A 21,631-nucleotide genomic window follows, 5' to 3' on the forward strand; every position below is an offset into this window, starting at 1 on the left:
TCCGAGCGAGCGCAGCGAAGCCGAGGAACCCCCGCATTTCCCCTCTACCGCCGCAACGGTAGCCAGAAAAGAAAGAAGCCGTTAAACCTCCGACTCCTCCCAATACCCCTGGTCCCGCAGAAAATACTTATCGTTCCAGCTATGCAGCATCGTCTTGAAAAACATCCAGACCATGCGCCCATGCCCCAGCTTCTGAAACCGCCGGTTCGTCGTCACCACGCCGCCGCGCACAATCCTGAACCGAATCCGTGCCACACCCTTCGATAGCAGATAATCCTCCGCAAACAGCGCGCGCTCGTTGAAGCCCCCCAGCGCCCAGAACGCCTTGCGGTCGAACAGCATGAACATCCCCGTCGCAAACGGCTTAAGAAACGACCCCACATACTGCATGAAGTTGTTCCCCGCATACAGCGCATCGTCCAACCAGCTTCCGTCCTTGCACGAAATGTTCGTCGTCACCAGGTGCAGTTTCCGCCGCCGCATCCTCCATAGCGCTCTCCGCAGCAGCGTCGGCTCCGGCAGCTCCACATCCGCATCCAGAAACAGCACATATGGAGTCGTCGCCAGCCGTGCCCCCGCATTCCGTCCCACCGAAGGAAGGCCGCCCTCGATCACCTCAACGTTCAGCCGCCCCTGAAAGCTCAACGCCAGCTCCACGGTCCCATCGGTCGACTTGGCATCGGCGACAATCACCTTGGTCTCCGCCATGCCCTCATAGTCCTGCCGCGTCAGCGACTCCAGCAATCTCGGTAGCGTCTCCGCCTCATTCTTCGCTGGAATCACAATTGTCAGTTCAGCCATCCCGCCTCCCTGGTAGCCCGTACAGGACATACACTGCCCCGTCTGCCCAGATTGACCCCTTTTGCGAACTGCTCTGTAAATTCCATTTGAATTCTCTGCAAATCCAGCATGAAAGACCATTCGTCATTAACCTGGCCTCGCTCTTCATCCTCCATACATAAAACTGCTAAACTGAAGTCTCTCGCGGCACACGTCCTCAAAACTTTGACTACGCACCGCGGCTCCCAAGGAGAAACGTCATGGCAGACCACACCTCGAACGGCAACCTCGCATCCTCCTCCCTCCGCCTCAAGACCGGCCTGGCCGAGATGCTCAAAGGTGGAGTCATCATGGACGTCATGAACGTCGAGCAGGCGCGCATCGCCGAAGAGGCCGGCGCCACCTCCGTCATGGCGCTCGAGCGCGTCCCCGCCATGATCCGCGCCGAAGGCGGCGTCGCCCGCATGGCCAACCCTAAGCTCATCAAAGAGATCATCGGGGCCGTCTCCATCCCCGTCATGGCCAAGGCCCGCATCGGCCACTTCGCCGAAGCCCAGGTGCTCCAGACCCTCGGCGTCGACTTCATCGACGAGTCCGAGGTCCTCACCCCTGCCGATGAGACCTATCACATCGACAAGCACGCCTTCACCACACCCTTCGTCTGCGGAGCCCGCAACCTGGGCGAAGCCTGTCGCCGCATTGCCGAAGGCGCAGCGATGATCCGCACCAAAGGCGAAGCCGGCACCGGCGACGTCGTCCATGCCGTCCAGCACATGCGCCAGATCGTCCGCGAGATGAAGGCGCTCACCGTCCTCGACGAGGCCGAGCTCTACAACGCCGCCAAGGTTCACCAGGCTCCCTACGAGCTCATCCGTATGATCGCCAAAACCGGTAAGCTCCCGGTCCCCAACTTCTCCGCCGGTGGCATCGCCACCCCGGCCGACGCAGCCCTCATGATGCAGCTCGGCGCCGAAGCCGTCTTCGTCGGCTCAGGAATCTTCATGAAGGAGCGCGCCACCCCGCTCGACGTCGAAAACGATCCCAAGGAGCGCGAAGAAGCTGTCTCCCGCGCCAAGGCCATCGTCATCGCCACCACCCACTACAACGACGCGAAGATCGTCGCCGAAGCTTCTGAACAGGTCAAAGGAACAATGAAGGGCCTCGCCGCCGCCGCACTGGAAGAATCCGAGCTCCTCCAGACCCGCGGCTGGTAATGTCTCGCGCTGCAATCCTTCAGCCCATAATTCTTCCTAGGCCTCGGTTGACGCGGCCTAGGACAGGGCTGTTTCGTTTCAAAGGAAACACTATTTTCTGCGCAGACGAGAGTTGGTCTTTGACATACTCCGCCAGAGGATCTTGGCGAATAGATTGTTACGAATATAGACAAAGTGATCGAATGATTACATTCGGTGGCCCACCAGATGTAGTCTCTCGCGCCAAGCGCGACCTTCTTACTTCACTTCCGACAGCACCAAACCATCATCGAGAAAACTTTAGAAATCCCTGTCAAGCCCCCAAATCCCTCATCCTCCACAATCCAAACCACTTCCCCATTGCCGATTAATTCCACGCCATTCTCTATACTTGAATAGAGCGATAGAAGAACCAGGCCGAAGCCTATTACCCAGCTACATAGACTTTGGTAACCGTTCCAATATCTCTAATCTTTCGAATACTTTGCACAAATATGTACAGGGAGGGCCCTTGAGCACCACCAGCACGAAGACCGTAACGCCTCTCACCATCGGCGTCCTCGCTCTACAGGGAGCCTACGAAGCGCACGCGCTCACTCTCCGCAGCCTCAGAGCGAACACCCGGCTTGTACGCCTCCCGGCCGACCTGGAAGGACTCGACGGGCTCGTCATGCCCGGCGGCGAATCCACCACCATGCTCCGCTTCCTCGAGCAGCGCGGCTTTTTCGACTCTCTCAAAGGCTTCGTCCATAAGACCCCCACCTTCGGTACCTGCGCTGGAGTCATCCTCCTCGCCAAAGACGTCCTCCACCCCGCGCAGAAGTCACTCGGCGCACTCGACGTCACCGTCGAACGCAACGCCTACGGCCGCCAGATCGATTCCACTATCCTCCACGCTGAATCCAGACTCCCCGGCCCCCCGCTGGAAATGGTCTTCATCCGTGCTCCTCGCATCACCCGCACCGGTCCGAATGTCGAAACTCTCGCCACACGCAACGATGACCCCGTCCTCGTTCGCGAAGGCCACCTGCTCGCCGCCACCTTTCACCCGGAGCTCGGCCACGACAGGCGCGTCCACCAGCTCTTCCTCGATCTAGTCCGCTCTCACAAGGAACAGCTAATCAACACTCCTGCGATGTAGCCCAAGCCATATTGCCAGCGACAAAAACTGCGCCACCAGCACCCACTCGATTACCTCGCCAACGACAGAGCGCTCCGAACCATGCGCCGCCGCCAACACAGCCAGCACGACCAGCAGCGCCGCCAACGCCGCCCACATCACCTTCAAGCCATAATGTGTCGCCGCCACCGTAGGCACACGCTTCACCGGAACCTTCTCCGCAACGCGAGCTGCAAAATCCGCAGAAATCGAAAGATCTGGCGCACTCTCCAACGCAACAACGATTCGCTCATCCAGAGCGCGCTCTTCCATCTCGCGCGCCAAGGCTTCCAGCTCTTCCGGAGTTATCTCTTCGCCGGGCATATCGCTCTCCCTTCTGCCACCTGCGCAGCCTGCAATCTCTCACGCAATTTCTTTCTTCCGCGATGCAGATGCGTGCGAATCGTGCCAATCGGCATGTTCAACGCCGCAGCAATCTGCTCATAACTGCGCTCCTCCTGATGATAAAGAACGAGCACGCTTCGCTCGACGGCGCTCAGCTCTTGCAGTTGTTCCTCCACTCGCAGATGAAACTCTCCCTCTTCCATCCTCTCGAGAGCATTCCGCTCGGGATGCTCGAGCCGCTCTTCCCAGGCCGTAATCTCATCTGAGATCGAAACCAGCGGTCGATCCGAACGCTTTCGCCGCTTCCACTCGTTTTGCGCCACATTCACCGCGATGCGATAAATGTAAGTTGTCACCAGCGACTCTCCGCGAAAGCTGGGCAACGCGCGATACAGTCGCAGGAAAACCTCCTGCGCCAGATCTTCAAGATGCTCTCTCGATCCCGTCAGTCGATACAGAGTGCGAAAGACCATCGCCTGGTTCTCGCGCACCACCTGCTCGAAGCTGAGATCAAGACTCACCGGAAACGTTAGACCTCGTCTTGCCCCGAAAGTTTCATCATGATGAATGAAACTTAAACTACTCCTTGTTGTCTAACGCTGGCAGAAAGGAATCGTTCATCATGCACAATCTTTATTCACCATTCGTTGTTCCTCTGGGAGCTTTTGCTGTCGCCATCGTCGCGATCATCTCTGGTATGTGGAAAGAAGCCCACGATAAGCGAATCAATGCCGATCAACGTATGGCGATGCTCGCTCGCGGGGTACCGGTGGACGATATCGAAAAAGTTCTAACTAAGGCCAGAGAGATCGACCGCGCTCCCAAAGACCCGTTGCGCAGCCTCGGCATCGCCCGCCGCACAGGCATCGTGCTCGTCTCCTCCGGTATCGGCATCGTCTTGTTCTTTGTTACGCTCGAACTGATCCTCGGAGTCCGCGAGGTTTTATCTGGCGCTGCTGTCGGATTGATTCCGCTGGCCATCGGTATCGGCTTCTTCATCGACTATTCCCTGCAGAAGCGCGAGCTATCGCGCTTCGGCATGGAAATCGATCAGCCGCGCTAGACACTTCCTGTTACAGTCCGAGCCCGCCATCGACCGCCAACAACTGCCCTGTAATAAACGATGGAGCTGTAGCGAAGTACAACACCGCTGAGGCGACATCGGCTGCCGTTCCGTTCCTCTGCATTGGCGTCTTACGGGCAAAGTGTTCATAAGCCTCTTCAACTTCACCCTCGACAATCATCCCTGGAGCAACGCAATTCACGCTGATCTCCGGAGCCCAGGCCTTGGCCATCGTCTGCGACAGCATATGCAGTGCCGCCTTCGATGTGCAGTAATGCCCATGCGTCGCCCACGGATGCAGCCCACCCAGCGAGCCGATATTGATAATCCTGCCGTGGGAAGATTTCAGGTATGGATAAGCCGCACGAGCAACCAGAAATGGCGCTCGCGTATTTGTGGCGAACATCCGGTCCCAAAGCTCTGGCGTAATCTCTTCAAGCGCTATCGACTCGAACATACCTGCGTTATTCACCAACAGGTCAATATGGTCGACCTCGTCCACAACCTCTTCGACCATTGCATCTATTGCGGCTGCATCGCGAAGATCGCACCGCACAGCCATCGAATACACACCATGAGCAGCAATATCGCGAACCGTCTGCTCCGCCTCGTGCTGCGAGCCCAGGTAGGTAATCGCAACCTCTGCACCTTGCTCCGCCAGCTTCAAAGCAATCGTGCGACCTATCCGTTTGGCCGCACCCGTCACCAGAGCGGTTTTACCCGCAAGCGGTTTTGAAGAGGACATAGTTGGTCGGTTTACTGCTGCGGCCGGGCCGGTGGCGTGTTCGATGGTGTCGTCGTTGTTGTGGCCGGAGCCTTCATATCGGCAGCCTTTGGACGAATGGGCTCCTGTATCCCGGCTTTGCGGGAAGAAGCCTTCCCTTCATTATCGGAGTAGGACGAAACCTGTTCCTGCGGGCGAATCATCGCAATCGCAATCTCGCGTGTCGGCTCTTCCACCTGATAGTCCTGAGCAAAGGTGGCAAAGCCGTTCGCAATCACCTGCACCCGCACCTTCGATCCTGTCGGGATGACATCCACCGTCGCCTTACCTTCGGGGTCGGTCTTGACCTCCATGTTGCCGTACTCGCGGTCATTTTTGTCATACGGATAGAAAATGACCGCAGCGTTCATAATCGGCTTGCCGTTGAACTTTTTCGTCACCTGCACCGTGATCTTCGAGGTCTCCGGTGGCGGCTTGTACTTGCGGCCACGCTTTACAGGCGAATCCTGAGCAAGCAGGGCCGACGAGGCAAATAAAGCCGGGACCAGAACTACGACGAGACGAAGTAGAAAATTACGGCGAAACAGCATCATGCCGCTTATTCTACGCCTCTTGAAGAACAACTGACAGATATCGCACGAGCTTGGACGGCAGCACAAATAGCCATAAATTTCAATAACTTACAAGGAAGCTCTTTGGTAAAACCCTAACTTGCGTGACTTTCACTCATATTTCACATCCAAAGGTTGACAACAGACACAGGACTCCCCTATCGTTAGCAATCGGAAGGCTAGAGTGCTAACAGTCATTCAGCAGCGTGCTCCGGGCTCGGTACACGCTTGAAGCAAGGGCAATTCCACCCAAGTTTGCGGTAACTTCTCGGTCTTCTGCCGAGTGTTTGCCGTGCGTTTCAAAAACCGGACAGCCAGGCTGCCCGGCAATTCGTAACTGAGGAGATGTAAAAGCAATGGCGAAGACATTTACACCGCTGCACGATCGCATCCTGGTCCGCCGCGTAGAAGAGGGCGAAACCCTTCGTGGCGGCATCATCATCCCTGACTCCGCCAAAGAGAAGCCACAGCAGGGCGAAGTGATCTCTGTCGGCAAGGGCAAGTCGAACGACGAAGGCAAGGTCTTCCCGCTCGATGTCAAGGCTGGTGACCAGATCCTCTTTGGCAAGTACTCCGGCACCGAGATCAAGCTCGACGGCGAAGAGTTCCTGATCATGCGCGAAGAGGAAGTCCTCGGCATCCTCAAGTAAGCATTGCATGCAGCAGACGCGCCTTCGGCGCCATTCCTGAAAGGGATGAAGGCAGTGCTACAAGACGCGGTTGAGTCTCTTCAAAGTTGTGGAAGCAGCTCTCAATCGCACCCAAAGTTTGGTTAGACACACGGCTTCAACCGTGTGAATGAGCAGATTCCCCGATGGGGCTTTCGCCCCTGAGGTCAAAATTCAACGCTGCCGCCAACGCGGCGCGAGGAGAAGAAAAAAATGGCAAAGCAGATTCTGCATGGAGAAGATTCCCGTCAGGCGATCCTGCGTGGCGTCAACACGCTGGCCGACGCCGTCAAGGTGACGCTCGGTCCCAAGGGCCGCAACGTCGTTATCGAGAAGAAGTTCGGTTCGCCCACGATCACCAAGGACGGCGTGACCGTTGCCAAGGAGATCGAGCTCGCTGACCCGATCGCCAACGTGGGCGCACAGCTGGTGAAGGAAGTTGCTTCCAAGACCAGCGACATCGCCGGCGACGGCACAACGACCGCAACGGTTCTGGCTCAGGCCATCTTCCGCGAGGGTGTGAAGACGGTTGCCGCCGGTGCAAATCCCACCGCTCTGAAGCGTGGTATCGACAAGGCTGTGGACGCCATCATCGGCAAGCGTGACGAGCACGGCGCAATCCAGGGCGGCGCTCTGAGCAAGTTCTCGAAGCCTGTCTCCGGCGACATGATCGCTCAGGTCGGCACTATCTCGGCCAATAGCGACGCACAGATCGGCACGATCATTGCTGCGGCGATGAATAAGGTCGGCAAAGACGGTGTCATCACCGTTGAAGAGTCACGCACGATGGAAACGCAGCTCGACGTCGTCGAGGGCATGCAGTTCGACCGTGGCTACCTGTCTCCCTACTTCGTCACCGACGCAGAGCGCATGGAAGCTGCTCTCGAGAATCCCTACATCCTGATCTACGAGAAGAAGATCTCGTCGATGAAGGACCTGCTCCCGCTGCTCGAGCAGATTGCCCGCACCGCCAAGCCGCTCGTCATCATTGCTGAGGATGTGGACGGCGAAGCTCTGGCGACCCTGGTCGTCAACAAGCTGCGTGGCACGCTGAACGTCGCTGCCGTCAAGGCTCCTGGCTTTGGCGATCGTCGCAAGGCGATGCTGCAGGATATCGCGATCCTGACCGGCGGCAAGGCCATCACCGAAGACCTCGGTATCAAGCTCGAGTCCGTCAAGATCGAGGACCTCGGCACCGCGAAGCGCGTCACCATCGACAAGGACAACACCACCATCGTCGACGGTGGCGGCAAGAGCGCTGAGATCGAAGGCCGCGTGAAGGAGATTCGCGCTCAGATCGAGAAGACCACCTCGGACTACGACCGCGAGAAGCTGCAGGAGCGCCTTGCCAAGCTGGTTGGCGGCGTTGCCGTCATCAAGGTCGGTGCTGCTACCGAAACCGAGATGAAGGAAAAGAAGGCTCGCGTTGAGGATGCAATGCACGCGACCCGCGCTGCTGTCGAAGAGGGTATCGTCCCCGGTGGCGGTGTGGCTCTGGTCCGCACAGTTCCCGCGGTCGAGGAGCTGATCAAGACCCTTGAGGGCGACGAGAAGATCGGTGCTTCAATCATCCGCCGCGCTATCGAGGAGCCGCTGCGCACGATCGTTTCGAACTCGGGCGAAGAGGGTGCAGTAGTAATCGGCAAGATCCTCGACTCGAAGGATGCGAACTTCGGCTACAACGCCGGAACCGGCACCTACGAGGACCTGGTAAAGGCGGGTGTCATCGACCCGACCAAGGTGACCCGCACTGCTCTGCAGAACGCGGCGTCCATCTCCGGTCTGTTGCTGACCACCGAGGCCATCATCGCCGAGATTCCGGAGAAGAAGGAAGCTCCGGCCGGTGGACACAACCACGGCGGCGGCATGGACGGCATGTACTAGTCCTTCGCAGACGCGCAAGACCCAGAAAAGCCCTGGAGAGTTTCTCTCCGGGGCTTTCTCTTTGCTGGTAAAAGATTTGTTTTCCTGAAATGTTCTATGCTGTTGGCGCTGCTCTCTTGTAGTCGAATCCAGCGCTCAATCAAATCGGGGTGAGACAAACCATGACCACGTCACGCAGAGACTTCGCCAAACTCGCCGCAATAGGACTCGCCGCCAACAGCCTGTCGAGCATCCCCCTTCTGGCGCAGGAACGTAAAGTGGGCTACTGCATCATCGGCCTGGGTCGCATCGCCGACCACCACATGCGCGGCATCGCGCAAAGCTCGACATCGCGTGTCACGGCACTGGTAAGCGGTCATCACGATAAAGCCGAACGCATCGCCGCACAATACAACGTGCCGAAGAGCTCCATCTACAGTTACGAAGACATGGATCGCATCCGCAACAACAAAGACATCGATGCCGTCATCGTCTGCCTGCCCAACAGCATGCATGCTGAGTACACAGCTCGCTCCGCCAAAGCCGGTAAGCATGTCCTCTGCGAAAAGCCGATGTGCATCTCCGTGCCCGAAGCTGAGCAGATGATCGCAGCCTGCAAGACGGCGAACGTCAAGCTGATGATCGCCTACCGGCTCCACTATGAGCCCATCACGCTCAAGACCATCAAGCTCATCCGCGATGGCGCCCTCGGCACAGTCGAAGCGATTCAGAGCGCCAACGGCTTCAATATCGCACGCGGCGAATGGCGCTCCACGCACGCGCTTGGCGGCGGAGGTCCGCTGATGGACGTCGGCATCTACTCGCTAAACGCGACGCGCTATCTTACCGGCGAAGAGCCGGGCCAGTTCACCGCCGTCGCCACCACGCCCGACCACGACGGACGTTTCGATGGTGTCGAAGAGAACCTCTCCTGGACAATGCGCTTTCCTTCCGGCGTCCTCGCCGGTTGCGTCACCACCTACGGAGCGCCCATGCCCGGCTACTACAAAGTCTTCGGCTCGAAGGGGTGGCTCGAAGTCGGCTCCTTCGGCTATCAAAACCTCCGTCTGCAAGCCAGCTATCGTGCCGCATCCGGCTCCGCGCCTACCACCATCGACGAGACCAACAACGAACCAGATCCGCAGCAGTTCGTCCGTCAGATCGACCATTTCAGCCACTGCATTCGCGACAACCGCACACCGGACACCCCTGGTGAAGAGGGCCTGAAGGACATGCAGCACATCCAGTCCATCTACAAAGCCGCGGGCATCACTCTCGGCTAGATGCCTGCGCCGGCCCCGCGATACGTGTGCCCGGCCGCACCATCTGTGCCGCCTGCAGCTTCGTACTCTTCAGTGTCGTCTCGAACTTCAGGTCCACCAGCTTGCTCGTACCCGGAGCGTCAAAGCTCGCTACGTAGCTCTCCGAGAGAGATTTAGTGAATTGCTTGAAGAAGGGCAACAGCGAAACCGGACTCCCCAGCCCCTGAAAGTACGCTCGACCGCCAGTAGCATCCGCGACGTTTTGCAGATAATTTTGTCCACTGAAGCTCGCCGCCTGGCCACGATATCCCGAATCGCCATAATAGATCGAATACACCGCAACACCCCCACGCTGCGCGTCGGCAATCGCAGCGTCGACGTATGGGCTCGTCTGATTCAAAGGGCTTACGCTGCCGTTATAAGGATCGACACCATTCGTCAGCATGATCACAAACCTGGCCTTCGCCGTCAGCATCGTTCCTTCCGCGCTCGATCCACCCGGCCAGTTCTTCACAAAATCCGACAGGCAGAAGTATGGACTAGCGCTTATCCCAGCACCACTCAAAGGCAGACGAATATTCGCCGCCGCTGCAGCATGATCCGTCGTGAAGTCCTGCGCGGGAACCACACGGCCATTCTGCATGTAGCCGACAAAGATCTCCGCTCCTGCGGGCAGCGACGTGATGAAGCTCTTGATGTCGGAAATCTGCCGCCCCACTGAACTGCGCAGTCCGTCGTCGATCAACAGCGCAACCTGCGTTCCCTTAGCAGTGACAGGCGCAACGCTTGAAAGCTTCGCTTCGTGCCGATTCACTTTGACGCTTAAGTTATTCAGAGTGAGTGGCTGCGGCGCCTTCGCGTCCAGCGTTACAAGCGCCTGCGTCTGCATCGGCCCTTCCTGCTGAGCCGATGCAAACGCTGCAATCGCCAATACACCCAATGCCAGCCATCGATAGGTCATCGTCATCCTCATTCGTGCCTGCTTGCTCAATCCAACGCAAGGCCTGAAGACTTAGACGCCAATCCTGAGCATATTGATGCGGTCTATTTCAGTTACTGATCGCCACCCACACGAATCTTCAATCCAGTCCTGAACGTAAACGGCAGCGCCGGAAAGCCGATCGGCCCGATATGCTGCTGACTAAGCAGATTATTCAGCTCAACAAACGCTGTCACATGCCGTGTTGCTGTATAGGTGCCATAGGCATCGAGCTTTGCATAACCGAAATCAAGATTCCTGTTCGGCAACAGCAACGTATTGTCGCCATTCGTGTCTGCATAGGAGAGGAACGTTGAGTCGTCCGAGCGGCTCGCGAACGCGCCTTTCAAAGCAGTGGAAAACTTCTTCTGCTCATACAACGCGGAGAAAAAGCCTGTTTGCGGAGGACGACGGAATGGACGCTGTCCGACCAGCGGCGACGTCGATCCGATCGGAACACCGGGCAGATTCGGGTTCTGCGCTGCTTGCCCATTGTTGATTGCATCCGTCGAGAACGACTGCTCCACAACCGACGCAAGATACGTATAACCACCACGCAGCAGGATGTGATTGGTTGGCGCATACTGTAGCTCGCCTTCAAACCCTTGAGCACGGAAGGCAAGCGTATTCAATACAGCACCGTAGAAGTACGCGACGTTCGTCGTAATCCCAAAAACGTTCTTCAATGTGCCTGCATCGACATAATCAATCTGACGATTGAACTGGTTGTGGAAGTAGCCCGCCTTAAGAATCAGTTTTTGGCCGACGATGTTCTGGTCAATCCCCAGATCATACGTACGCGAACGCAAAGCCTGCATCGGACGAACATGGTAAGCCTTTATCGAAGCCGTGTCGCCGACATCTGACAATTGCCTGTACAGTGAGCTGAATTCGGATGACAGTGAAGGCTCCTGCACACCCGTTGCCGCATTGGCGCGCAGCTTCGTTCCACGCAGAAATCCGTTGCCCGGACGCACAGGCACCCACGCTAATCCAAAACGTGGCGTACCCGCCGTGCCATATAGGTTATTGCGCACGATCGCCCCGCCAAACGAGTAGAAGAGGCGGCTCTTAAAATCGCCCTGGAACTGAAGCGTGTATTGATAGTTCGTGCGCTTGATTTTCTCGAACTGGAAGTTCGCTGGATTGTTGAATGAACCACGCTCATTTTCGTAGCGAAAACCAAAAAGCCCGATCAGATGCGGCGTGAACGTATAGTCGCTCTGATAATAGAGCTCATCACGTAACGAAGACTGATCGAAGCCTGTAGGAAACGTTGTGCCGGCAAGAAACGAAGCGCGGCCTGTCGCGGAGTATCCATTCGCACCACGAATCGTCACCGTATTGCCGTAGTAATCCGGATAAGGGCCGTAGAACGAAGGCACCATCAGCAATGTGCCTGGAGCTGTAAATATCGCGTACTGTTCCCGCTTGCGCGCAATACCGTAACGCATCAGGTTATGCCAGCGATTGTGGCGATTCTCGACCGTAGCACCTGAGTACAGATTTTGATCGCCTTGTTTCGCATTGGCCGACACACCATAAAAGTCATGAGCACCCGGCACGCCCGTTGCCGAGACACCATTGCGAATCGTGAAGCGCAGCAATGTATTCGCCGTCAGGTTATAACCCACATTTGCCGCACTTGTCGCCGCGTGAAAGCGATCCAGCGGCAGCGCATTGGATGAATCGAACCGCGAGAACGCACCATAATAATCCAGCCGGTTGCGCGTTCCCCCCACAGTCACCTCGTTGCGATACGTATGAAAGTTGCCCGCATCGCCCGAGTAGTTCAAAACAGGTCGGGGTATTCCTCCGCGTGGCGTCGTAAAGCTCATCACACCCGCGCCTGCGTCTGACCCATACAGCACACTGTTTGGCCCGCGATACATCTCAAATCCATCGAGCGCTGTCGACGACACAATACCGTAATCAAAAACGCCGCCTACGTTTTCCGATGTCACTCCATCGATCAGGACCTTGTTCGCATCCGAGTTTCCCCCACGCACGAACAGTGAAACCGCACCGCCATACTGCCCCGTCTGAACCGCCGCAGTTCCCGGAGACTGTCGCAGATCATCCACCACACCGACTCGCTCCTGCAGCGCGCTGAACGGCACTAGGTTGATCGCAGAACTCACCTGCTGCACCGGCGTCGAAAGTCCGGTTGCGGTCACCGTCACCTCAGCCTTTACCGACCCCACTTCGAGCGTTACGTTCTTCGTCAGCACATCCGTTCGACCACCGTAGAAGTCCTGTCCGATACCTGGCGTAAATGTAGGGGCAGAGGTCAGCAGAAGAAACCGTCCCATAGCCGTGCTGCGAATCTCATACGAGCCATCCGGCCCAGCGGTCGCGAAACCAGCGACCGTCTTCCCCTGCATCAGCTTTACACTCGCGCCGGGAACGGCAGCGCCAAGCGGATCGGTCACTGTACCGCGCACAACAACGGCATACGCGGACAACGGAAGAGATACAGCAGCAACGAGAGCACAAAAGACAAACGAGGCCGAGGCACGGCCAAACCATGAAGGCATGAAACAAACTCCTCCATTCCCCCCTCGGGAATGTGGCTGATTGTGCGCAGATCGGAACCGGTCTCCTGACTCTCGCGATTTCATGCCATCCATCGCGGTCGCATCCAAAGCGACCAACCGGCTGCTTACCTTCCCGACTCACACGTCAGTGGCAAAGAGCCTGATGACATCACACTCTATCAACACGCAGAGTGTGCGCGATCACAGTTGCGGGGCAGTGGCGGCTTTTCACCGCGCTTCCCGAACATTCCGTAGCGGAACAAGGTGGACAGGGGCAACCAGCAAAACTTCACTCGTCGCAGGACTTTTGCGTGTGCCTTAAGTGTGCGGCATCGCCCACGCCGAAGTCAAAGCAGGGACGCGCTACTTCAAATCGCCGACATACTTCTTCGTGTCTTCCAGCGCAAACCTCCCCAGCAGAAAAGGACGCGATGTCTGTGGCTTGTTGTTGATCAGGTCTGAGGGATACGGCAGCGGAGACAACGTTGGAAATGCCCATATCCTTCCGTTGTGCAGATCGACCATAACCTTCGCATAGATCTGAATATTCTGGCTGTCGTCCGGAGCGCGCACCATGAATGTTCCTGGCTCAACGTAATAATCCACATCCGGCGTCTGCGCCATCACCGGCTCCGGCCTGCGTTCCAGCACCAACGCAAACAGCAGAAGAGTAATCGCCGCCAGAAGAACATTCGTTATCGTATTCGCCTTCATCATCACTCCCAACAGCCTTCACGGAATCAGCAGGATCTTACCCGTCGTCCGTCGCGCCTCAAGATCGCGATGCGCATTCGCCGCATCCGCCAGCTGATACACGTGCTCGATCCGCAGCTTCAGCTTCCCGCTGGCAATATCTCCTAGCACAGCCTCCGCACGAGCCACCAACTCTTCCCGAGTCGCCGTGTAGTCCTGCAACTTCGGACGTGTCACATACAACGATCCCATTGCAGATAGACGTATCAAATCAAATGGCGGCACTGCGCCGCTCGATCCGCCATACAACACCATCATGCCTCTCCGCCGCAGCACCTGCAGAGACTTCTCAAATGTCGTCTTCCCCACCGAGTCATACACGGCATGTAGTCCCGTCGACTGCCGTTTTACCGCCTCCGCAAAATCCTCACGCGTATACAGAATGACTTCGTCCGCACCAGCTTCTTTCGCCAGCTCAGCCTTCTCGTCATTCGAAACGGTTGTGAATACACGCGCACCCAGCGACTTCGCCATCTGAATCAACAGAAGTCCCACGCCGCCCGCGCCGGCATGAATCAGTACCTCATCACCCTTCCGTATCGCATACGTCGAGTGCGACAGATAGTGCGCCGTCATCCCCTGCAGCATTGCAGCCGCGGCCTGCTGCGATGTCACGTGATCAGGAATCCGGATCAGCTGCGCTACAGGAGCCACGGCCATCTGCGCGTATGTTCCCGGCACGCTGCACCACGCCACGCGGTCGCACACCTTCACCCCACTACCGTCCGTCTTTTCTCCCAGCGCGACAATCGTGCCTGCGCCCTCCTGCCCCAGCGTGTACGGCAGCGGAGCAGAATATCGCCCCTCCCGCAGGTACACATCAATAAAGTTCACGCCCGAAGCCTCCAGGCGAATCAAAGCCTCTCCCGGCCCGGGCGTAGGAGTCGGAAGATCGCGCAGCACCATCACCTCAGGGCCGCCTACCTGCTGTATCTGTATCGCTTGCATAGAACCTTTGGATGCACCGCTTGCTACATTCGTCTCGTGAAGATCGTGTTTTGAAGCATCGTTTCGAGACCTGCCACACAGCCCGAATACATCGAGCGATCAGCCAGCCACAATGGAAGGCTGGCTGTACTCAACCATCTCTCACTTCGTGATATCGTGCGTCGTCGCAGTCGGTCCATTCTTCTTTACCGACTCGATTCCCTTCTCCATCGCCGACGCCGACGAATACATCTCGCTCTTTCCGATCACCTCATGGTTCTTCGCTTTCAGCACGAAGTACGGTGCGTCTGACTTCGCAGTCTTTCTCTCATACTGCGCATCCTCCGGCGAGTTCTTCTTCACCGACTCGATCCCGTTCAGCGCCGACTCCTTCGACTTATACGTCTCGCTCGTCAGAATCACCTCGCCATTCGCGGCCTTCAGGTTGAACATGAACTGACCGTTTGCCGCATCTTTCAATTCGTAATGAGCTGCCATCGACACATCTCCTGTTCGTATAGAAAAACGGCTCGGCTCGCAACGTGCGCTCACCGTTGCCTAAAGATGCTCAACACTTTACCTGAGACAAGGTAAAGCTGTGATGGAGATTTTTGTAAAAGATGAGAATGCGGCGAGGTTTAAGCTCTACTGCAGCAGGCTCTCTTCCGAGCGCAACCGCAGTATCCTGTCCACCGCATACGGAGCCCTGTGCGATGCCGTATGGAAGTGCCGTACCTGCAGTTCTCCCAGCAGCCCGATACCGATCATCTGCACGCCCGCCAGGATAAATACCCCCGCAACCACGAACAGAGGCCCATGCAGGTCCATCACATGCTGGCCCGTCAGCAGCTTCAGGATCAGCAACCATGCTGACATTCCAGCGCCAGCCAGCACGCTCAACGCGCCAATCGTGCCGAAGAAGTGCAGAGGACGCGTCATATACTTCAGCAGAAACCGAATCGTCAGCAGGTCAAAGAAGACACGGAACGTACGCGAAATACCGTAGTGGCTCTTGCCGAATTCGCGCTTCGGGTTCGAGATCGGAATCTCGCAGATGCTCGCCCCGTACCATGACGCCAGCGCCGGAATGAACCGGTGCATCTCGCCATATAGCGGAATGTTATGAATCACCTCGCGCCGGTACGCTTTGAATGTCGTTCCGAAGTCGTGGATGTTCACTCCGCTCAACGTCGCCATCAGCCAGTTTGCTGCGCGCGATGGGATCCTGCGCATGATGAAGTTGTCACCACGCTGCGAACGCCACCCACTCACCACGTCATACCCCTCTTCCAGCTTCGCCAGGAAGTTCGGTATCTCATCCGGAGAATGTTGCAGGTCGCCGTCCATCGCCAGGATGTACTCCCCCTGCGCATGATCGAACCCTGCCGCCAGCGCCGACGTCTGCCCGAAGTTCCGGCGCAGCTTCACCACCAGCACACGCGAATCCACCGCCGCGATCTCCTCCAGCAACCGGTAAGTACGGTCGCGCGAGCCATCGTCCACAAACACCAGTTCGAAGCTCTCCCCCACATGCTCCATCACCGCCTTCAGGCGGTCATAAAGCGTTGTGACGTTATCTTCTTCGTTATGGAAAGGGACGACGATGGAATATTTCGGCACGTCTCCGATGATACTCCCGAAATAGGCTTACTGGTAACGAGATAGTAACGCCCGATAGACATCCCTCTTCACCTTTTCACTCTTCCGGAGCGATCATCGTTCTCGAGTGCCGTATTTGCATTCCATCTTCGTGCTATACCATTGCGGCGATGAAGGTTATCATGATGCCGTACACTGCATCTAACATTTGAGTTGTTGCATTTCTTGTGCAGAAAGGAAGCATGGCGAAACGAGTCATCACCATCGTGCTGCTGTTGGTTTTGGCGCTGTTCGTTTACGTGGGTTACAACTCCTACGACGCCAAGCACGGCGGCATCTCAGGCGAGGTCTACTCCAATGGAGTGCGTCAGACAGCCGCAAGCAGAGCACAGCAGCAGGCATCCCAATCCTCCGATGCCGACACCATCGTCTATCCTGCCCAGCAGGACGCGTCCACGGCACAGAACACCGCAGCAGTCCAGCCCGCACAAACCACAACTGCGGCGCAAGCCAACTCGTTAGCCCAGACTACAGCCGCTGCTCCCCAGGCAAACTCACAGGTTACCCAGTCCCAACAGGCCGCCGGAGCCAATGCCCCCGCCACGGATACCATCAGCCCCAACCCTCCAAACGGCATGGTCTTCGCAGGCAGCGGACGCTATCAACTCTATCGTCAGGGCAACATCACCTGGCGCCTCGATACCGAAACCGGTCGAAGCTGCGTCATCTTCGCCACCGACGAGGAATGGCGCAAGCCACGCGTCTACCGCGCAGGCTGCGGCAAGAGCTAAGCGCCTACGATCCATCCCTCTCAAGCAAAATGTGTCACTCCGAGCGCAGCGGAGCCGAGCAACCACCCTATTCCTTTCCCTGCCGCAAATCCGTCAAGCCCCCAACCCTGTGCAAAACTCGCCCTCACCGCACAAATCCCCGCGCCATCCCTGCACATTTCGCAAACGAAAAATAAGGCTGCAATGTGCCGATTTGATACCCTTCACTCGCTAAACTATGAATAGACAAACAACACACCACCCTGGCTGGATGCCTGGACACTCTCAAGGGGTGTCCAAATAACCACCTTGTTTCGAATACTTTGCACAAATGAAACAGGGGGGCTGGGGGTACTTGCGAATCAGGACTCGACCCGAATCGATGACCGACCTCTTCTCGAAGGCAATAGCAGCAGCAGAATTCATCCGCCAGCGCTTTCCCACTCGCCCCCGACTGGCCCTCATTCTCGGCTCCGGACTCGGTGACTTCGCCGCAAATGTCGCGGATGCAACCGTGATCCCGTACTCCGAGATTCCCAACTTCCCGCAATCGACCGTCGCCGGACACTCCGGCAAGCTCGTCCTCGGCCATATCGGCGGCATCCCCGTCGCCGTTATGCAGGGTCGCGTCCACGCCTACGAAGGCTACCTGCTCAACGAGGTCACGTTCCCGGTGCGTGTTCTCGGCTTGCTCGGCGCAGAACAGCTTATCGTCACCAATGCCGCGGGCGGCATCAATACGCGTTATGGTCAGGGTGCAATCGTCGCTATTTCCGACCACATTAACCTCACCGGTTCCAACGCTGCAGTCGGCCCCAACGAGCCGCGCTTCGGACTCCTGCCGAACTCAGGACAGCGCTTCTTCGACATGACAACGGCTTACTCGCCTGCGCTGCGCACTCTCGCCATCGCCGAAGCCGCAAAACAGGGCTGGACACTGAGCGAAGGCGTCTACATCGCCGTTCTCGGTCCCAGCTACGAAACTCCGGCGGAAATCCGCGCCTTCCGCACCCTCGGAGCCGATCTCGTCGGCATGTCGACCGTGCACGAAGTCATCATTGCCCGCCACATGGGCATCGAGGTTCTTGGCCTCTCCATCGTCACCAACATGGCTGCCGGAGTTCTCGACGAACCCATCAACCACGAAGAAGTAATGGAGATCGGCAAGCGCATCGCCGGACAGTTCACCGGCCTGCTCACCGCCCTGATCCCTCAGCTTGGCGAGCGGAGAGGGGCCTAAGCACAGCGTGACCGAACGACCGGAACAGCTTTCTTTTCCGCAGCGGCCTCTGATCATCGGCATCGCCGGCTGTTCCGGCTCCGGCAAAACAACGCTGGCCCGCGAACTTACCGGCCAGCTATCGGCGACGCTGCTTCCGCTCGACTTCTACTACAACTGCCTCAAGCACCTGCCGCCCGACGAGCGAGCACGCAGTAACTTTGACCACCCCGATGCTCTCGAGCACGCTCTGCTCGCGCAGCACATCGAAGAACTTGCCGAGGGAAATGCCATCGAGCGCCCCATCTACGACTTCACAACACACACCCGCGTTGCCGACCACACCGAGACCGTCACTCCGGCTCCCGTCATCATCGTCGAAGGCATCCTCGCACTGCATTACCCAGAACTTCGCACGCTTTACGACTTCAGCATTTACGTCAACGCACCGAACACGATTTGCCTGAATCGCCGCATCTATCGCGACATGCGCGAACGCGGTCGCACCGAAGAAAGTGTTCGTGCCCAGTTTGAAGCCACAGCAAAACCAATGGCTGATCTCTACGTCATCCCTTCGGCAGAGCACGCGTCCATCACAGTGGAAGGAACCGACGCGCTTGACTGGTCCGTCGAACAGGTTCTAAAGAACCTCAGCCAACTCGGCCTCGTGCGCGGTCGCCATCTCGCCTGACCACGAGCACTCAAGCTGCGTATACATGATCGCGATCTGGTCGCGAGATGTCTCCGCCAGCTCGAACCGGTCTCTACGGCTCGTTACCTCTTCTCCAAAGTTAACCGCTGCGCGAATGCCCTGCATTCCCGCAAGACGAAACAAATGCGGCGCCAGCGTTGCATCGCCCCACCAGCAAACATCATTCGCAACCGTCATGCCTGCGCGGATGTCTCTCTCATCGATCGCATAACTCAGCGCCGCCGGATGCACCGCGGCACCTTCTTTCAGCACCGAATGAAACAGTCCGCGCCGAAACGGCAGCACCTCGCTGCCATCCGTCGTTGTCCCCTCAGGAAAGAACAAGACCGGAAGCCCGCTGCGATACGCTTCCGCCATCGCGCGATTCACGCCGGGGTACGTCGCAGGCCCGCCGCCACGAACAACGTAGACCGTTCCAGCTTGGGCCGTAATCCAACCGATCAGCGGCCAGCCGCGCACCTCGGACTTCGCCACCATCACAAATGGCCGCACTGCAGCAAGCAGCAGAATATCGAGATAGCTCAGATGATTCGCAATCACAACGCCTGACGCTGGAAGATCTCCCTGAACCTTCCACGCAACCCCAAGAGCGCGTACAAGCCTCTGACAGCAGCGATGCACTCGCTCTGCGGAATCCTGAACATCACACGACGGGCGCAATAGAAGATCCAACGCAAGGCCGATCAGAAAGGCAACGGCCTTCGAGATTCTCCATGTAGCGCGAAGCACGTGCAAATCAGTGTCCCCTCAGAGAAATCGCGCTGCAACCCGTGGATGCAGAGTCTGTAGATCGAGCAGCGTCAGAAAGTCGATCGTTTTGAACTCGCGGTCGATCGCCGGTTCGCTGCAAATCTTGGCTCCAATTGCCAGATACGCACGCAGCAGCTTCGGCGCACGTTCATCCGGAAGCGTCATCTCAGGCGCAGGCAGCGCAAATGGAGCAGTCGCAACAGTGCGCAGCTCCGGTTCGACCATGCAGTTAGCAAGCGAGCCATAAACCGCATGTCCGAGCGCTGGATCCTGCGAGTTGAGCGAGCAGCAGCCCATCATATAGCGTCCACCGTTTGCGAGTGAGTAGCGCGCAATGCCGCGCCACAGAAGATGTAGCACCTCAGAAGAGCGATGATCGCGATGAATGCAGGCACGTCCCAATTCAACGATCTGATTGCGCATCGCCTCATAAGGAGCAAAGCTAAACTCCTGTTCGCTGTAATAGCCGAAGTTGCGACCAGCCACATCCCCCATCTGCAGGCGATACGTTCCTACGATGGCACCGGTCAGCTTCTCTTCAACAATCAGATGGTCGCAGACATCATCGTACTTATCCTTATCGAGACCATCGACGTAAGCCGACTCCAGCCCCTCATTCATCTCGAGGTTGAAAACGATAAACCGAAGACGATAGGTCGCAAGACGCTCTGCCTCAGTCAAAGCCAGCCTCGCCACATAGGAACCAGCTTCAAGGCGAATGTCCTTCTTCGCTGGAAGTTCGGGAACAAGGAATGGAGCGGAGACGAGAGGTGAAACCGGAACGACGGAAGAGGATGATTCCAGGACACTGACCATCGAGGCTCCTTACTACCCAGGGGTTGTTGCTTCGATGTCAGTCTGCGTCGAGTTTTGTTACAGAATGTTCACGCCAAGTGAACATTTGTTGAATCAGAAATGGTGCACCTTAACCGTACTCCTCTGCGAAAGCTCCCCAACCGCTACCCAGGCCTCCTGGGCAGCGCGCTTCCGATGGTCCAGATCGGAGGAGAACTTAATGGGCGTGTCGGCAAAGCGAACCTCGGCCCGTATCCCACGCAGCCCCAAGAGCCGGAAGATGTGTTGTGGCAATGGAACGTCATCGCGCCAATAGCAGACATCGTCAGATACGGTCGCATCTCCGTTGTCCTCATCCAGGTGGTAGCAGATGTGGCCGGCTGTCACCGATGCTCCCACGGCAAGCACCTGGGCCAGCAAGCCGCTGTGGAACTTCAGCAGGCCGCTGCCGTTCGAAGTTGTCCCTTCAGGAAAGAAGACAACAGGAAGTCCTGCACTAAGGGCAGCATCCACACCAGAGCGAGCCTTGAGGGCCGAGCCTCCGTGGCCGCGAGCCACATACACCGTACCGGCCATCGTCGTCATCCAGCCGAGAACCGGATAGGTAGCAACTTCAGCCTTCGAGACAAAGACGCAGGGGTGCAGTGAGGCAAAGACAACGATGTCCAGATAACTGAGATGGTTGGAGATCAGCGCGCCATGATCAGGAAACTCACCGCTCGCTTCAACCTCAATCCCCATGCCATGGAGCGCTGTAGCGCAAAATCGGTGCAGCCAATCCGCGCGTGCTTCGCGTGTCGACGGACGCTTGACCAGCAATTCAGTCCCGAATCTTACGAAGTACCCCGCCAGCTGAACACTTCTCAACAGCGACCGCAAAACACTCACCCGGAACGCCTCCCGCAACATCTCCTGAACGGCA

General features: G+C 57.4%; 23 protein-coding genes and 1 riboswitch. Of the genes, 9 read left to right on the forward strand and 14 right to left on the reverse strand.

What is annotated here, in order from left to right; genetic code table 11:
• Positions 1 to 81 precede the first annotated feature (81 nt).
• Entirely contained in the window at positions 82 to 801 is a 720-nt protein-coding gene (locus KFE13_RS01350; RefSeq protein ID WP_260705329.1) for a glycosyltransferase, read from the reverse strand.
• Between the two features lie 239 nt (positions 802 to 1,040).
• Between KFE13_RS01350 and pdxS the strand changes: the two genes are divergently transcribed.
• Both pdxS and pdxT read left to right on the forward strand, forming a co-directional pair.
• Entirely contained in the window at positions 1,041 to 1,994 is a 954-nt protein-coding gene (gene pdxS / locus KFE13_RS01355; RefSeq protein WP_260705330.1) for a pyridoxal 5'-phosphate synthase lyase subunit PdxS, read from the forward strand.
• 490 nt (positions 1,995 to 2,484) lie between these two features.
• The gene (gene pdxT, locus KFE13_RS01360) at positions 2,485 to 3,114 is read left to right on the forward strand and encodes a pyridoxal 5'-phosphate synthase glutaminase subunit PdxT (protein WP_260705331.1); all 630 of its coding nucleotides are present in this window, start codon (positions 2,485 to 2,487) and stop codon (positions 3,112 to 3,114) included.
• Here the strand turns inward: pdxT and KFE13_RS01365 are convergent.
• Both KFE13_RS01365 and KFE13_RS01370 read right to left on the reverse strand, forming a co-directional pair.
• Positions 3,091 to 3,456: a 1-phosphofructokinase family hexose kinase gene (locus KFE13_RS01365; protein ID WP_260705332.1), complete on the reverse strand. Its 366-nt coding sequence runs from the start codon at positions 3,454 to 3,456 to the stop codon at positions 3,091 to 3,093. The two genes, pdxT and KFE13_RS01365, sit on opposite strands and share 24 nt — an antisense overlap.
• Positions 3,438 to 3,998 (reverse strand): RNA polymerase sigma factor, encoded by a 561-nt coding sequence (locus tag KFE13_RS01370; protein ID WP_260705333.1) that lies wholly within the window; start codon positions 3,996 to 3,998, stop codon positions 3,438 to 3,440. Before KFE13_RS01370 ends, KFE13_RS01365 begins: the two co-directional genes overlap by 19 nt.
• 101 nt (positions 3,999 to 4,099) lie before the next feature.
• Here KFE13_RS01370 and KFE13_RS01375 point away from each other — a divergent pair, with 101 nt between their 5' ends.
• Complete coding sequence (locus tag KFE13_RS01375) at positions 4,100 to 4,540, forward strand: DUF6249 domain-containing protein (RefSeq protein ID WP_260705334.1); 441 nt, start codon at positions 4,100 to 4,102, stop codon at positions 4,538 to 4,540.
• 10 nt (positions 4,541 to 4,550) lie between these two features.
• On the opposite strand, the gene KFE13_RS01380 is transcribed toward KFE13_RS01375, so the two are convergent.
• Together KFE13_RS01380 and KFE13_RS01385 are read right to left on the reverse strand one after the other, a co-directional pair.
• The gene (locus tag KFE13_RS01380; protein ID WP_260705335.1) at positions 4,551 to 5,285 is read right to left on the reverse strand and encodes an SDR family NAD(P)-dependent oxidoreductase; all 735 of its coding nucleotides are present in this window, start codon (positions 5,283 to 5,285) and stop codon (positions 4,551 to 4,553) included.
• Between the two features lie 11 nt (positions 5,286 to 5,296).
• Positions 5,297 to 5,857, reverse strand: coding sequence for an Ig-like domain-containing protein (locus KFE13_RS01385; RefSeq protein WP_260705336.1), 561 nt, complete (start codon positions 5,855 to 5,857; stop codon positions 5,297 to 5,299).
• A gap of 374 nt (positions 5,858 to 6,231) precedes the next feature.
• Between KFE13_RS01385 and KFE13_RS01390 the strand changes: the two genes are divergently transcribed.
• The 3 genes from KFE13_RS01390 to KFE13_RS01400 all read left to right on the forward strand — a co-directional run bounded on the left by KFE13_RS01390 (position 6,232) and on the right by KFE13_RS01400 (position 9,689).
• Complete coding sequence (locus KFE13_RS01390) at positions 6,232 to 6,525, forward strand: co-chaperone GroES (protein WP_162401561.1); 294 nt, start codon at positions 6,232 to 6,234, stop codon at positions 6,523 to 6,525.
• Positions 6,526 to 6,756: 231 nt separating this feature from the next.
• Positions 6,757 to 8,427 carry a chaperonin GroEL gene (gene groL, locus KFE13_RS01395; protein ID WP_260705337.1) on the forward strand — a complete coding sequence of 557 codons (1,671 nt, stop codon included), beginning with the start codon at positions 6,757 to 6,759 and terminating at the stop codon, positions 8,425 to 8,427.
• A gap of 161 nt (positions 8,428 to 8,588) precedes the next feature.
• On the forward strand, positions 8,589 to 9,689 hold the full coding sequence (locus tag KFE13_RS01400) for a Gfo/Idh/MocA family protein (protein WP_260705338.1): 1,101 nt from the start codon (positions 8,589 to 8,591) through the stop codon (positions 9,687 to 9,689).
• Here the strand turns inward: KFE13_RS01400 and KFE13_RS01405 are convergent.
• The 6 genes from KFE13_RS01405 to KFE13_RS01430 form a co-directional block, all read right to left on the reverse strand.
• Positions 9,676 to 10,629, reverse strand: coding sequence for a vWA domain-containing protein (locus tag KFE13_RS01405; protein WP_260705339.1), 954 nt, complete (start codon positions 10,627 to 10,629; stop codon positions 9,676 to 9,678). The genes KFE13_RS01400 and KFE13_RS01405 overlap by 14 nt on opposite strands.
• 92 nt (positions 10,630 to 10,721) lie before the next feature.
• Complete coding sequence (locus KFE13_RS01410) at positions 10,722 to 13,184, reverse strand: TonB-dependent receptor (protein WP_260705340.1); 2,463 nt, start codon at positions 13,182 to 13,184, stop codon at positions 10,722 to 10,724.
• 38 nt (positions 13,185 to 13,222) lie between these two features.
• A riboswitch (cobalamin riboswitch) is annotated at positions 13,223 to 13,451 on the reverse strand.
• A 96-nt stretch (positions 13,452 to 13,547) separates the two neighbouring features.
• Complete coding sequence (locus tag KFE13_RS01415; RefSeq protein WP_260705341.1) at positions 13,548 to 13,901, reverse strand: hypothetical protein; 354 nt, start codon at positions 13,899 to 13,901, stop codon at positions 13,548 to 13,550.
• A 15-nt stretch (positions 13,902 to 13,916) separates the two neighbouring features.
• Positions 13,917 to 14,885, reverse strand: a complete 969-nt coding sequence (locus KFE13_RS01420; protein ID WP_260705342.1) for a quinone oxidoreductase family protein — start codon at positions 14,883 to 14,885, stop codon at positions 13,917 to 13,919.
• Positions 14,886 to 15,026: 141 nt separating this feature from the next.
• The gene (locus KFE13_RS01425) at positions 15,027 to 15,362 is read right to left on the reverse strand and encodes a YegP family protein (protein WP_260705343.1); all 336 of its coding nucleotides are present in this window, start codon (positions 15,360 to 15,362) and stop codon (positions 15,027 to 15,029) included.
• A gap of 147 nt (positions 15,363 to 15,509) precedes the next feature.
• Complete coding sequence (locus tag KFE13_RS01430) at positions 15,510 to 16,484, reverse strand: glycosyltransferase family 2 protein (protein ID WP_260705344.1); 975 nt, start codon at positions 16,482 to 16,484, stop codon at positions 15,510 to 15,512.
• Between the two features lie 221 nt (positions 16,485 to 16,705).
• Between KFE13_RS01430 and KFE13_RS01435 the strand changes: the two genes are divergently transcribed.
• The 3 genes from KFE13_RS01435 to udk all read left to right on the forward strand — a co-directional run bounded on the left by KFE13_RS01435 (position 16,706) and on the right by udk (position 19,143).
• Positions 16,706 to 17,254: an MSCRAMM family adhesin SdrC gene (locus KFE13_RS01435; RefSeq protein ID WP_260705345.1), complete on the forward strand. Its 549-nt coding sequence runs from the start codon at positions 16,706 to 16,708 to the stop codon at positions 17,252 to 17,254.
• A gap of 361 nt (positions 17,255 to 17,615) precedes the next feature.
• Positions 17,616 to 18,473: a purine-nucleoside phosphorylase gene (locus KFE13_RS01440; protein ID WP_260705346.1), complete on the forward strand. Its 858-nt coding sequence runs from the start codon at positions 17,616 to 17,618 to the stop codon at positions 18,471 to 18,473.
• Between the two features lie 7 nt (positions 18,474 to 18,480).
• On the forward strand, positions 18,481 to 19,143 hold the full coding sequence (gene udk, locus KFE13_RS01445) for a uridine kinase (protein ID WP_260705347.1): 663 nt from the start codon (positions 18,481 to 18,483) through the stop codon (positions 19,141 to 19,143).
• On the opposite strand, the gene KFE13_RS01450 is transcribed toward udk, so the two are convergent.
• The 3 genes from KFE13_RS01450 to KFE13_RS01460 form a co-directional block, all read right to left on the reverse strand.
• The gene (locus KFE13_RS01450; RefSeq protein ID WP_260706877.1) at positions 19,093 to 19,893 is read right to left on the reverse strand and encodes a lysophospholipid acyltransferase family protein; all 801 of its coding nucleotides are present in this window, start codon (positions 19,891 to 19,893) and stop codon (positions 19,093 to 19,095) included. The genes udk and KFE13_RS01450 overlap by 51 nt on opposite strands.
• Before the next feature lie 18 nt (positions 19,894 to 19,911).
• Complete coding sequence (locus tag KFE13_RS01455; RefSeq protein WP_260705348.1) at positions 19,912 to 20,730, reverse strand: GNAT family N-acetyltransferase; 819 nt, start codon at positions 20,728 to 20,730, stop codon at positions 19,912 to 19,914.
• 93 nt (positions 20,731 to 20,823) lie between these two features.
• Positions 20,824 to 21,528 (reverse strand): lysophospholipid acyltransferase family protein, encoded by a 705-nt coding sequence (locus tag KFE13_RS01460; protein WP_260705349.1) that lies wholly within the window; start codon positions 21,526 to 21,528, stop codon positions 20,824 to 20,826.
• Positions 21,529 to 21,631: the final 103 nt, after the last annotated feature.

It is taken from the genome of Edaphobacter flagellatus, assembly GCF_025264665.1.
In the GTDB taxonomy this organism is placed as follows: domain Bacteria; phylum Acidobacteriota; class Terriglobia; order Terriglobales; family Acidobacteriaceae; genus Edaphobacter; species Edaphobacter flagellatus.